We start from the raw sequence: 13,072 nt of genomic DNA on the forward strand, positions 1-13,072 counted from the left end.
TCTCCGGCGAACGCCTCGATCCAGGCTGTTACCCGCGCCGATCGAAGCGATAGCCGGTCATAGCGGCCGCCTGAGCCCTTACTACTATCAGGTGAAGTCACGGGTTTTCAGGCGGTGGGGATGCAGTCGAAGCGCCTCTCGGGTTTTACGCTCATCGAGGTTTTGGTCGTCATAGCGCTGCTGGGTATCGTCACGGCGCTGGCGGCGCCCGGCTTCGCGAGCCTGGTACAAAGCAACCGTGTCCAGGCGGCAGCGGGGGAGTTGCAGCGCGCCCTCTATTACGCACGCAGCGAAGCCATGAGTCGCGGTGTGAATGTCGTCGTAACCACCGATCCGGAGGATGCCAACGGCTGGATGGGCGCGCTGAGGATCACCACGGCCAAGACGGTGGTGCTGCCCACTGCCGAGGTCTTGCGGCAGTACAGCGGGGGACTGGGTAACGGCGTCAACGGAACCGGATCCATGGGAGGTACCCCCCTGACCAGTCTGACCTTCCAACCCAATGGCAGTCTGAAACTCAGCGGTGAAGCCACCATTCGCGTCTGCGCTACCAATGCGCTCGCCCAGGGCAAGCAATTCACCCTCAGTCAGGGCGGGGTGCTGACTGTGAGCGACTATGTGCCTAACCGTGCCAGCGCCGTGGGGTGCAGCTAGATGAAGCGCTGGCAAGGGGGTTTCAGCATGATCGAGGTGCTGGTCAGTCTGGTGATCATCTGCATCGGCGTGCTGGGCATGGTGGCGCTGCAGACCCGCAGCGTGGCGCTGTCCCAAGATTCGGTGCAGCGCAGCAATGCCATGGTATTGGCCAACGACCTGCTCGAGTTGATGCGCAGCAACCGCGGTCAGGTGGTGGCGAGCGACAAGGTCAAGATCGACGGGGCCTACATCAAGCAGCCCGGCACCAGCTTTCGCACCAAGGCGCTCGATGCCGGCAAGACCTGCCTGACCCGGGATCGCTCTGCAGGTGGGGACGCGGTGGCGGGGCAGGATCTGGGGTGTTGGCTGAATCAGGTAAAGGCGCTGCTACCCGTGACGGACGCCTTGATCGCCAGCAGCTTCGCGGTCTGTCCAGCGTCCGGCGTACCGAAACTGCCGTCCAGCGATCCTGCGGGCAACACGACGCCGCTGGGTGCCTGCGAGACCAATGCGGTGGCACCGGTGATGGTGGTGGTGGCCTGGCAGGACGTCAGCAACGATTCGCTGAATTGCCCCAAGGGCGTCTGCTACTACGCCTTGCGCTCGGAGCTGTAGGCCATGCTCATCATGTCGCGTAGCCAGAAGGGTTTTTCACTCATCGAGATGATGATCGCCCTGACCGTGGGTACCTTTCTGGTGTTGGGCGTCTCGCAGATCTATATCAACAACAAGCGCAGTTTTCTCTTCCAGCAAGGCCAGACCGGCAATCGCAACAACGCTCAGCTGACCTTGCAGGTGCTCGACCGGCAACTGGCACGGACCGGCTTCCGCGCGGAAATCCGTTATCAGGGTAGCCTCCAAGCAGCCTTTCCGGCGGTCGGTGAGGTAAAGGATACCGATGACATCAGCTGTCCAGCTTTTGCCGGTGGCGCCACCTTCGCGGCGACCACGGACAGCGCCAATGCGCCCACCGGCGTCTGCATTCGCTATCAGGGCGCATTGGACAGCAAGGACCAGGACTGTCTGGGCAACCCCATCCCGCGGGTGAACCTCAATGCCGGCGGCAACGTGCTGCTCAAGCTGCGCTACACCGCGGGCAATACCCCGGGCGGGGGCACCCTGAGCTGCACCGTCTGGAGCGAGCGTGGGGGCGCGCTGACGCGCAAGGGCAGTGCGGTGCTGGTGCAGGGGCTGCAGGATTTTCGCTGGTCCATTCCGCCCAAGGCGGATGCACCGGCCGTGCGCTACGCGGCGTTGCTCAGCACCACGGAGGCATTAACCAGCGATGTGGCCAGTAATACGGCTGCCAATTGGCAGACCCTGACCGGCCTGCAGATCGCGGACGCCAGTCGACCCATGCAGATACTGCAGAGCACCGTTACCCTGAGGAATCTGGCGCTATGAGTCCAGTCATTGGCAGGCAGCGCGGCGCGACCTTGCTGATCGCCCTGGTGATGTTGCTGCTGCTGTCGCTACTGGCCGCCTCCAGCATGCGTCAGACCTTGCTGCAGGCCCGCAGCGGCGGCGCCGCCTTGGAAAACACCCAGGCCTTCAATGCCGCAGAGGCGGCGCTACGCGAAGGTGAGCGGCGATTGGTGGCCCTCAGTCAGCAACCGTCCTTTACCGCCTTCAGTGCCGGCTTTGCCAGCTGTTCGGAAAGTGTCCCAGCGGTACGCAGTGCCTTCGCCAAGCCACCAACCGGTGACCTGTGCATCCTGACCAAGGCCAGCGATCTCAATACCGGTGCCCTGACCCAGACCTGGGCAGCGGCAGCGCTCCAGGCGAGCGGGACCGATCCTACGACGCGGACGGTTGCCTACCGCGGCTCCGATGGCAGCGCTTCCTTCGCCCAGACACCCCGCTGGGTCGTGACAGCCATCGGTAGCAGTTCGGTCGATGTCTCGGCGCCCGCCACCAACCTGTTCCGGATCACCGCCGTGGCCCAGGATCGCGGCAAGCGCTTTCCGGTGATTCTGCAGAGCGTCGTCGCCCTGGAGGTGCCATGAGTCGGGCTGCATTAGGCATTGGAACTCTGGCCCTCCTATTAACCTTGGCCGCACCTGCGACGCAGGCCGCGGCCTTGAATCTCAGTCAGCAGCCATTGTTCCTGACCAATAGTGTCGGTCCCAATCTGTTCGTCACGCTGGATAACTCCACCAGCATGCAGATGGCGGTTGTGCCGGATGCGTCGAATACCGATGCCATCCGACCAACCCGTCGCGCTAAATCGGCGGCTTTCAATAGCCTCTACTACAATCCGGCGATTACTTATCCGGCGCCCTATGCGGTGAGCTACAGCACTACGGGCGGACTGACCCGTACGCGACTGGCGACCAGCTTTACCAGCGCCTACGTAAACGGCTATCGACCGAGCTTGGGTAGTGTCAATCTCGCCACCGACTACCGCGTGAGCTGGAGCTATAACCCTAATTTGGTGACTACAGATCCCAATGTGGCGCGGGGTAATGCCTACGGAAACCCGGGGCTGCAGAACAATAGCCCGAGCATGCTGGCGGAGAACCCGTCTCAGGATTTTTTCAGTAGTGGTACTTACCGTGGAACAAGCGCGACCTATGGCAGCCTCACGCTGCTCAATATCTTGTTGGGTGCCGGCTTCACCGAGAACATCAACGGTGCCCAAGTCAGTATCAGTGACGCCTCCCTGCTTGAGCGCCTGCTGACGGGAGCTGCGCTCAACGGTGGCTGTACCGCGAGCATTGCCAATACGGCGGCGGTCACCTACAGCAATGTTACCTGTACCCGAAACGTGGACTATGGACTGCTTGGGGTGGTTTCCTCGGTCAACTACACGGTCACCGCCAATACCAACATTTCTGCTGCCATCACTGGCGTACAGGCCTACTACTATCTCTACGATACGACGCTCAGCACCTGTCTTCCCGTCGCCTTGCAGACCGAGGGCTGTTACCGGCGGGTACTGGTCGGCAGCTCTTCCGGTCCCAACGGGACGGACGAAAGGCAGAACTTCGCCAACTGGTATTCCTTCTATCGCAGTCGCGCCCTAGCGGCTCAAACTTCGACCAACCTGGCCTTGGCGGATGCGTCGGAAAATCTCCGGCTTGGCTGGCAGGCACTGGGAACCAGCGACAGTTGCATCCTGGTAGCGGCCAATGCCAACTGTCGCGGTATCAGCAACTCCGGTTCAACTGCCTACGATAATCGGCTGAGACCCTTTACCGGTGCGCACCGAGCCGCTTTCTTCACCTGGCTCGGAGAAGTCTATTACAACCAGAGCACGCCGCTGCTCCAGGCGGTTGCTCGCGTTGGCGAACTGCTCAAGACCAGCGGTAGCAACAGTCCATATGCGTACGATCCGGGTAATAGCGAGTCGCCTGTCTACGGCTGTCGCGCCAGCTACAGTCTGGTGGTGACCGATGGTATCTGGAACTCTGCGCTGAATTCCGGCAACGTCGATGGTACAGCCGCAACCCTTCCGGACGGGCAGCAGTACTCACCACAGGCACCGTTCCAGGACACTACGGCCAGCACTCTCGCAGACCTGGCCTTTCTCTACTGGCGCACCGATGCCCAGCCCGGTCTCGACAACAAGGTACCGCCCTACAATACCGTGACCAGCAATGAGGTACGGGGGACCACTACGCTTTCGCCCTACTGGAATCCGCGTAACGACCCAGCCACCTGGCAGCACCTCACGGGGTTCTACGTGGGTATCGGCTTGAGCAGTGCGCTGATCAATCCGGATTGGGATGGCGATACCTTTGCCGGCGGCTACGCTGGCTTGGCCGCAGGTACTACGTCCTGGCCAGTGGCGGGTGCAGACAACTCGGTCAATCAGAACAATGTCTATGACCTCTGGCACGCGGCAATCAATTCGCGGGGGGAGTTCTTCAGTGCGGAAAATGCCAGCGACCTGATCACCTCTCTTGGCAAGGTCATCACGCGGATCACCCAGTCCACCAGTGTCGGCGCGAGCCAGACCGTATCGCCCACTCGGGTAGGGGACACCAACGCGCTCTTTACCTATTCCCCATCCTTTTCCAGTGCCGACTGGAGCGGTGATGTCATCAAGTACCAACGCACGGGTACCACCCAGACGCGGATCTGGAGTGCCGCTCAACAACTCGATGGCAGGTTCGCTCCGGGTAATACCGCCTTCGGCACCCGCAAGATCTACATGGCCAAGGGCGGCGCCTTGACCGATTTCGCCTGGGCGAATCTGAATACCGATCAACAACTCAGGCTCAACAAGGCCTCCGGTGGTGCCACCGACACCTATGGCAGTCGCCGGGTGGATTATCTGCGCGGCGATCGCAGTCTGGAGTCGCCCGGGGCCACGCCATCGTTTCGACCGCGTAGCCATATCCTCGGTGATATCGTGAACTCTTCTCCAGTGGTGGTGGACGGTCCCAACAGTCCCATCGCCCTGATGAATGCGACCGTCGGAGACAATTCCTACGCCACGTTCCGCACCACCAATGCGGCTCGTGAGCGACGTATCTATGTCGGTGCCAACGACGGCATGCTGCATGCCTTCAACGATCAGGGGCAGGAGGTCTTTGCTTTCGTTCCCAGTGCGGTCATCGGCAATCTCAACCGACTGACCGAGCGCAGCTATAACGGTGGGGGCCATCAGTCCTATGTCGACAACACGCCAGTGGTAGGCGACGTCTATTTCAACGGGGCCTGGCGCACGGTACTGATTGGCACGCTGCGCGGGGGAGGGCGGGGCATCTTCGCGCTGGATATCACCAATCCCAATGCCCCAGCGCTGCTCTGGGAAAAGTCGGACGCGGATGCCAGCTACAAGGACCTGGGCTTCACCTACGCGCAGCCGATCATCACCCGGCTGCATACCGGTGGTTGGGCAGTGGTGGTCAGCAACGGTTACAACAGTGCGCAGGACAACGCCGTGCTCTATGTGATGAACGTGGCCGACGGCAGCCTGATCAAGGCCTTGCCGGCCAGCGATAACATCGCCACACCCAATGGCCTGAGTTCGCCCTTCGTGGCCGATGTCGATGGCGACCTGATCGCCGACTATGCCTATGCCGGTGACCTCCACGGCAATCTCTGGCGCTTCGACCTGATCGGCACCTCCCTGACCGCAACGGCCGCAGCAGACAACTTCCGTGTTGCCTTCGGGGGGCGGCCCCTCTATACCGCCCAGGCCAGTAGCCTGGCGCCCGGTACCACCAATCTGGTCCAGCCGATCACCGCCAGTCCTTCAGTCGTGGCTCATCCCAGTGGAACGGGGCATCTGGTGCTCTTTGGTACCGGTAAATACCTCGAGGCCAGCGACGGCCTCGCCAATACCAGCAAGGCCATGACGCTCTATGGCATCTGGGATCGCCAGACAGATGGAGCGGCGGCCAGCAGTACTCCGGTACTGACGATCGCCAACCTCCAGCAGCAGACCCTGGGTACCGACCAGCGCATCAGCTACACCAGTTCTGCCGGCTCCAGCGTCAGCAGTACGGCGAACACCCTCTCCACGACGTCGGTCAGCTATGACGCCACTACGGCGACCAATGGCAAACAGGGCTGGTATCTGAACCTGCCCTTGAATGGCGAACTGGTAATCAACAAGCCCCAACTGTTCAGCGGCACCCTGCTGATGAGTTCGCTGATTCCCAGCACCGACGCCTGTACCGCTGGGGTCACCACCTACCTCTATGCTCTGGATCCCTACACTGGCGGCAACAACAGCGGCCTGTTCAACCTGGGGACGGATACGGTCTATGGGCGTATCCAGCTCGATGGTCTGCTCGGTGGGATCGTGCCCTTCGTCTACGGTGACGGCACTTTCAGCATGGAAGGGACCCTGGCGGATGCGGCGATCTATGGCAGCGACAGCAAGTCGCCGAATGGCTTGCGGGGTGACCTGCCCGCCAGTCGCCGCCAAACCTGGCGCGTCATCACCAACCAGGACTAGCTGAAGTAGTTTTCACGCAGCCATGAAAAAGCCCGGCACTGGGCCGGGCTTTTTCATGGAACGGTGCGTCTCAGCGTGCGTAGGTCAGCAGCACGTCGCCCGGGATCTGGAAGTCCACCGACATCATGACGCTCAGGGCGGTGATGGCGATGATGGAGAACCCGAACAGCTTGCGTGCCCACTGCACGTCGTTCTCGGCCTGATAGCCCATGAAGGCCAGACGCAGCCACCAGGCCCCGATCACGGCGGCCACTGCCAGATAGACGTAGCCGGCGTAGCCGAGCACGGTCAGCAGCAGGGTGGCGGCCATGAAGGCCACGGTGTACCAGACGATGTGACGCTTGGTCACCGAGATCCCCTTGGCCACCGGCAGGACCGGAATCGAGGCCGCGGTGTAGTCCTTGAGACGGAAGATGGCGATGGCGTAGGAGTGCGGCATCTGCCAGAGGCAGAAGATCAGCAGCAGCACCGCAGCGCCACTGTCGAACTGGCCGCTGGCAGCGCAGTAGCCGATCACCGGAGGTGCGGCACCGGACAGGCTGCCGACCAGGGTGCCGTATACCGAGGTGCGCTTGAGCCAGAGGCTGTAGAGCCCTACGTACACCACGAAACCCATCACCGCGAAGGCGGTGGCGACCACATTGGTCGCCACGTACAGCAGACCCACCCCGGCCAGGCCGAGGAGGGCGGCATAGGCCAGCGCCACCTTCGAGGAGATCGTGCCCTGGACCAGCGCACGATTGCGGGTTCTTTCCATCTTCTGATCGATGTCCATATCGATCACGTTATTGAACACACAGCCGGAAGCAATGACCAACGACACCCCGATAGCCGTCGCCAGCAGCAACAGCGGGTCGATGCTCCCTTTGGAAGCCAGGAAGAACCCGCCGGCAACCGAGATCAGGTTGCCGAAGATGATGCCCGGCTTCGTCACGAGAAGGTACTTCTTGATCATCACGTCGGCCCGGTTCAGTGGATCATCATGTTCTGGTGCATGTGGTACATGATCCACAGGGATCCCACGACCAGGATGCCGACGATGACCACGGTGAAACCAAAGGAGATCACGTTCCAACGCTGCTCTTCGGAGGTGTTCAGGTGCAGGAAGAAGTACAGGTGCACCAGCAGCTGTACCACCGCCATGATCACCACGATCGCCAAGGTCGCGCCCTTGGAGAAGGTGGGGAACATCACCAGGCCGAAGGGAATGACCGTCAGGATGACCGACAGGATGAAGCCGACCATGTAGCTCTTGAAAGTGCCATGGCTCTCGGCGGTATGCCCGTGGGCGTTATGGTCGTGCGCCATTACAGCACCCCCATCAGATAGACGATGGTGAAGACAAAGATCCAGATGATGTCCAGGAAGTGCCAGAACAGGCTCAGGCACGACAGGCGGGTCACGTTGGTGGTGGTCAGACCCTTGGAAGAGATCTGCAGCATCAACACGATCATCCAGATCAGACCCGAGCTCACGTGCAGACCGTGGGTACCGACCAGGGCGAAGAACGCGGACAGGAAGGCACTGCGATCCGGACCATAGCCCTCATGGATCAGATGGTTGAACTCATAGAGTTCCATGCCGATGAAGCCGGCACCGAACAGCCAGGTAACCGCCAGCCAACCCAGGACGCCACCCTTGCTGCCATGATGCTGGGCGATCATGGCGAAGCCGTAGGTGATACTGGAGAACAGCAGCAGGAAGGTTTCGACCAGGACGAACGACAGTTCGAAGATGTCCTTCTGGGAGGGGCCATCGGCATGGGCCCCGCTCAGGACTGCATAGGTCGCGAACAGCGTCCCGAACAGAATGCAGTCGGTCATCAGGTAGGACCAGAAGCCGAAGGTCTTCATCGATCCGGCGTCGTGGTGCCCATGCTCCTCGGCATGGGCGACTTCGTTATGCATAACTTGATTCGCCATTGGGTTAGGCCTGCTTCAATTTCGCCAGGGACTGAATGCGCGCGGTTTCGATGCGTGCCACTTCTTCCGCTGGTACGTAATAGTCGACGTCGTCGTCGTAGCTGCGGACAACCGCAGTGACGATGCAGCCCACGAAGCTGGCGATGGCCAGCCACCAGATGTGCCAGATCAGGGCGAAGCCAAGGATCAGGGCGAAGAGGCTGATCACGATACCGGCGCCAGTGTTGCGCGGCATGTGGATCTGCTTGTAGTCCGCATCCTTCTTCTCGGTGATGCCTTTCTCTTTCATGCCCCAGTAGGCGTCGATGTCGTGCACTTCCGGCACTTCAGCGAAGTTGTAGAAGGGCGGCGGCGAAGAGGTCGACCATTCCAGGGTACGGCCATCCCACGGATCGCCCGTCACGTCCACGTTCTCCGGCAGGTTGCGGTCGCGGATACTGACGTAGAACATCCACAGCTGGCTCAGGATGCCCAGGGCAATGATGCCGGCGCCGATGGCGGCGGTCACCAGGAAGGGATGCCAGTCGGGGTTGTCGTAGTGGTTCAGACGACGGGTCATGCCCATGAAGCCCAGCATGTACAGCGGCATGAAGGCGACATAGAAGCCGATCAGCCAGCACCAGAAGGCCTGCTTGTTCAGCTTCTCGTTCAGCTTGAAGCCGAAGACCTTCGGGAACCAGTAGATCATGCCGGCGAAGTAGCCGAACACGGCGCCGCCGATGATCACGTTGTGGAAGTGGGCGATCAGGAACAGGCTGTTGTGCAGCACGAAGTCGGCACCCGGTACCGCCAGCAGGACGCCGGTCATGCCGCCGATGCTGAAGGTCACGATGAAGCCCAGGGTCCAGAGCATCGGCGAGGTGAACTGGATGCGGCCCTGATACATGGTGAACAGCCAGGTGAAGATCTTCACCCCTGTCGGGATCGCAATGATCATGGTCGCGATGCCGAAGAAGGCGTTGACGTTAGCGCCCGAGCCCATGGTGAAGAAGTGGTGCAGCCAGACGATGAAGGACAGCACGGTAATGGCTACCGTTGCCCAGACCATCGAGACGTAGCCGAACAGACGCTTCTTGCTGAAGGTGGAGGTCACTTCCGAGAACACGCCGAAGGCCGGCAGGATCAGGATGTATACCTCGGGGTGGCCCCAGGCCCAGATCAGGTTGGTGTACATCATCTGGTTGCCGCCGGCTTCCGCGGTAAAGAAGTGGAAGCCCAGGTAACGGTCCAGGGTCAGCAGCGCCAGGGTCACGGTCAGGATCGGGAAGGCTGCCATGATCAGGATGGCAGTACACCAGGAGGTCCAGGTGAAGATCGGCATGCGCATCAGGGTCATGCCCTTGGTACGCATCTTCAGCACGGTCACGAAGAAGTTGACACCGGTCAGGGTCGTCCCGATACCGGAGAGCTGAAGGGCCCAGATGTAGTAGTCCATCCCTACGCCCGGACTGTACTGGATGCCTGACAGCGGCGGATAGGCCACCCAGCCGGTCGCGGCGAATTCGCCCACGAACAGCGACATCATGATCAGCACGGCACCGGCCACGAACAGCCAGAAGCTCAGCGAGTTCAGGAAGGGGAAGGCCACGTCGCGGGCACCGATCTGCAGCGGGGTCACAACGTTCATCAGGCCGGCCACGAACGGCATCGCCACGAAGAAGATCATGATCACGCCGTGGGCGGTGAAGATCTGGTCGTAGTGATGGGGTGGCAGGTAGCCCTCGGCCCCGCCGGAGGCGATGGCCTGCTGGCTACGCATCAGGATGGCGTCGGAGAAGCCACGGAGCAGCATGATCAGGGCGACGATGAAGTACATCACGCCGATCTTCTTGTGGTCGACGGTGGTCAGCCACTCTTTCCAGAGGTAGCCCCACTTGCCGAAGTAGCTGATCGCTCCCACCAGTCCCAGGCCGCCCAAGGCAACCACGATGAACGTTACGAGAATGATCGGCTCGTGATACGGAATATCCGCGAGAGTTAATTTACCGAACATGACTTATTCCTCGGTACCGTGTTGACCGCCGTGCTGGCTCATGTCCATCACGTGATCGGTCTGCTTGCTGAAGTCGGACTTCATGAACTTCTTGATGACCGTTCTGAACAGATCCGGCTCGACCGTCGAGTAGTAGGCGACCGGCTGCTTCTCGCTGGGCTTGGCCAGCTCGGTGTAGCTCGCCTGGTCCAGGGTCTTGCCACCCGACTGCTTGACCTTGTTTACCCAGGCGTCGAAATCACCGGCGGTGGGTACCGCGTGCACGGCAAAGATCATGTCGGAGAAGCCGGCGCCGCTGTAGTTGGCAGAGCGACCTTCGAATTCGCCGGGATGATCGGCGATCAGGTGCAGCTGGCTCTGCATGCCGGACATGGCATAGATCATGCCGCCCAGGGCTGGGATCGACAGGGTGTTCATGACCGACTCGGAGGTGATCTTGAACTGCACCGGACGATTCACCGGGATGGCGATCTCGTTCACCGAGGCGATGCCTTGCTCGGGATAGATGAACAGCCATTTCCAGTCCATCGAGACCGCTTCGATCACCAGCGGCTGCTCGGAATGGTCGAGCGGCTTGAAGGGATCCAGCTCGTGGGAAGTCTTCCAGTTCAGGATGCTCAGGAACACCACGATGGCCAGGGGGACCAGCCAGACCACGGCTTCGATCTTGTAGGAGTGAGCCCAGTTCGGGGTGTACTTGGCTTCCTTGTTGGTAGCGCGGTACTTCCAGGCGAACAGGAAGGTCATCACGATGACCGGGATCACCACGATCAGCATGAGGCCGAACGCTGTGTAGATGAGGTTGCGTTCTTGCACGCCGATGGAGCCTTTCGGGTCCAGCAGCACGGCGTCGCACCCGCTGAGCAGCAGCGCGGCGGCACCGGCCAGAAGCCAACCGGTTGGTTTTAGATACTTCGTTAGTTTCATCTCACGACCTCAGTAGAGCGGCTCATCGTGGTTATTCTCTCAACGTGCCTGTCGCCAGCCTCATGCTCCGCAACGGACAGGCATCCGTGCGGCAGGCTGATGGATTGCAGAAATTGCGGGATTTCGCAGCGCGGTATGGTGCCACAGAGGGGCTGGATATTCGACCCTTTGGTCAGCCGCCGTTCAGGTGTTGCCGCCCGTCAAGCAAGCCGAAATCAGGCGGTGTAAGGCACTGTCATGCGCTGGGTAAGAGTAGCCGAGGGACAGGGAGTCGCCAGTTTGCTCCGGCGTTTGCCGTCGGCTCGCACGCAAGGTGCAGATCGGAAAGGGGCGCAGAAAGGCGCGGCCCAAGGCGGCTAAGGCCTTGAAGGCTTTGAAAAGAGCGAGGAGGGATGAAGCGGAGGGATGGTGCCGGAGATAGGAGTCGAACCTACGACCTTCGCATTACGAATGCGCCGCTCTACCAACTGAGCTACACCGGCACGAAGCTTTCAATGATAAGTCTTCGCTCATCTGCTGCGCAAGCCTGGTCGTCGTGCCTGTGCCAAGCCCTGTGGCGATGTGTCGCACTGCTGTCCGCCTCTGATTTCGCGATTCGTCAATGCTTCTCGGCTTGACGTGATTGTTGCGCGAAGGTCAGCGGTCAGCGCGGCATGCATTCGGGAAACCTTTACGGGAGTCGTCATACCTAAACCTTCGCGGATCCAGCCTTGCCGCAGCTTCGACCCCATGATCCTGCCAATAGATAGCTGCCTATGCGGAGAGCCTCGATGACCGATTATTCCCTTACCCGTCGTAACGTGCTCGTCGGCTCCGCCGTGGGGCTTGCCGCCGCTACTTCAGGCGTTGCCGTCGCCCAGGAAGGCAGCAGTGCGACTCGTCCCGCCAAGCCCCTGCAGGACCCGCGCACCAAGTACACGCGCGAGCCTTTCAAGGAGCAGCGCCAGGAATGGCCGGCGCTCACCAGCAAGATGGAGCCGCGTCCTGACCATGGCGAAACCAGCTATCACGGCTCGGGTCGCCTGGCCGGGCGCAAGGCTCTCATCACCGGCGGCGACAGCGGCATCGGTCGCGCCGTGGCCATCGCCTTCGCCCGGGAAGGGGCGGATGTGGCCATCAACTACCACCCTTCCGAAGAATCCGACGCTCAGGAGGTGGTCAAGCTGATCCAGGAAGCCGGCCGCAAGGCCATCACCCTGCCGGCCGACATCCGTACCCAGGAGGCTTGTGAAGACGTCGTGAGCAAGGCCATCCAGCAACTCGGCGGCCTGGACCTGCTGGTGAACAATGCCGCCTATCAGCAGAGCAAGGCCGACATACTAGAGATCACCGACGAGCAATTCGACCGCACCTTCAAGACCAACGTCTATCACGTCTTCCGCTTCAGCAAGGCCGCCATCCCGCACCTGCCGCCGGGTGCCGGCATCATCAATACCGTCTCGGTGAACTCCTACGATCCCGGCGAAGAACTCATCGACTACGCCGCGACCAAGGCCGCCATCCTCAATCTCACCAAGGGCATGGCCAAGCAACTGGCCAAGAAGGGCATCCGCGTCAACGCCGTGGCACCGGGTCCGGTGTGGACGCCGCTGCAGGTGGCAGGTGGGCAATTAGAAGGGCAGATGAAGGAGTTTGGGCAGGATACGCCGCTAGGACGTGCAGGGCAGCCAGCCGAGTTGG

General features: G+C 61.0%; 11 protein-coding genes and 1 tRNA gene. 6 read left to right on the plus strand and 6 right to left on the minus strand.

Translation table 11 applies throughout. The features are described 5' to 3' along the window. Nucleotides 1-120: 120 nt before the first annotated feature. Genes OXS31_RS18365 through OXS31_RS18385 form a run of 5 tightly spaced genes read left to right on the plus strand, consistent with a single transcriptional unit; the run spans nt 121 to nt 6,550 of the window. Nucleotides 121-654, plus strand: a complete 534-nt coding sequence (locus OXS31_RS18365) for a GspH/FimT family pseudopilin (protein ID WP_267401266.1) — start codon at nt 121-123, stop codon at nt 652-654. Next, a complete protein-coding gene (gene pilV / locus OXS31_RS18370) occupies nt 655-1,251 on the plus strand; it encodes a type IV pilus modification protein PilV (RefSeq protein ID WP_074583957.1) in 597 nt (198 codons plus the stop codon). It abuts the gene before it with no gap. 3 nt (nt 1,252-1,254) lie between these two features. Continuing rightward, nucleotides 1,255-2,040 (plus strand): prepilin-type N-terminal cleavage/methylation domain-containing protein, encoded by a 786-nt coding sequence (locus OXS31_RS18375; protein ID WP_267401270.1) that lies wholly within the window; start codon nt 1,255-1,257, stop codon nt 2,038-2,040. After that, nucleotides 2,037-2,642 (plus strand): PilX N-terminal domain-containing pilus assembly protein, encoded by a 606-nt coding sequence (locus tag OXS31_RS18380; RefSeq protein WP_042137095.1) that lies wholly within the window; start codon nt 2,037-2,039, stop codon nt 2,640-2,642. The genes OXS31_RS18375 and OXS31_RS18380 overlap by 4 nt, the downstream gene beginning before the upstream one ends. Then, on the plus strand, nt 2,639-6,550 hold the full coding sequence (locus OXS31_RS18385; RefSeq protein WP_260982921.1) for a PilC/PilY family type IV pilus protein: 3,912 nt from the start codon (nt 2,639-2,641) through the stop codon (nt 6,548-6,550). Before OXS31_RS18380 ends, OXS31_RS18385 begins: the two co-directional genes overlap by 4 nt. A gap of 70 nt (nt 6,551-6,620) precedes the next feature. On the opposite strand, the gene cyoE is transcribed toward OXS31_RS18385, so the two are convergent. The 6 genes from cyoE to OXS31_RS18415 all read right to left on the minus strand — a co-directional run bounded on the left by cyoE (nt 6,621) and on the right by OXS31_RS18415 (nt 11,874). Further along, nucleotides 6,621-7,508, minus strand: a complete 888-nt coding sequence (cyoE, locus tag OXS31_RS18390) for a heme o synthase (RefSeq protein WP_267401274.1) — start codon at nt 7,506-7,508, stop codon at nt 6,621-6,623. 11 nt (nt 7,509-7,519) lie between these two features. Then, a complete protein-coding gene (gene cyoD, locus OXS31_RS18395) occupies nt 7,520-7,858 on the minus strand; it encodes a cytochrome o ubiquinol oxidase subunit IV (RefSeq protein WP_007160921.1) in 339 nt (112 codons plus the stop codon). Continuing rightward, nucleotides 7,858-8,472 (minus strand): cytochrome o ubiquinol oxidase subunit III, encoded by a 615-nt coding sequence (locus OXS31_RS18400; RefSeq protein ID WP_027600197.1) that lies wholly within the window; start codon nt 8,470-8,472, stop codon nt 7,858-7,860. The genes cyoD and OXS31_RS18400 overlap by 1 nt, the downstream gene beginning before the upstream one ends. Before the next feature lie 4 nt (nt 8,473-8,476). Then, nucleotides 8,477-10,465 carry a cytochrome o ubiquinol oxidase subunit I gene (gene cyoB / locus OXS31_RS18405; protein ID WP_007160923.1) on the minus strand — a complete coding sequence of 663 codons (1,989 nt, stop codon included), beginning with the start codon at nt 10,463-10,465 and terminating at the stop codon, nt 8,477-8,479. Nucleotides 10,466-10,468: 3 nt separating this feature from the next. Further along, nucleotides 10,469-11,392: a ubiquinol oxidase subunit II gene (cyoA, locus tag OXS31_RS18410; RefSeq protein ID WP_007160924.1), complete on the minus strand. Its 924-nt coding sequence runs from the start codon at nt 11,390-11,392 to the stop codon at nt 10,469-10,471. Between the two features lie 406 nt (nt 11,393-11,798). Beyond that, nucleotides 11,799-11,874: transfer RNA gene (locus tag OXS31_RS18415), tRNA-Thr, on the minus strand. 288 nt (nt 11,875-12,162) lie between these two features. On the opposite strand from OXS31_RS18415, the gene OXS31_RS18420 reads away from it, so the two are divergent. After that, on the plus strand, nt 12,163-13,072 hold a 910-nt coding region (locus OXS31_RS18420; protein WP_267401276.1), incomplete at its 3' end, for an SDR family oxidoreductase.

It is taken from the genome of Pseudomonas sp. GM_Psu_1 (assembly GCF_026544185.1).
GTDB lineage: Bacteria > Pseudomonadota > Gammaproteobacteria > Pseudomonadales > Pseudomonadaceae > Chryseomonas > Chryseomonas oryzihabitans.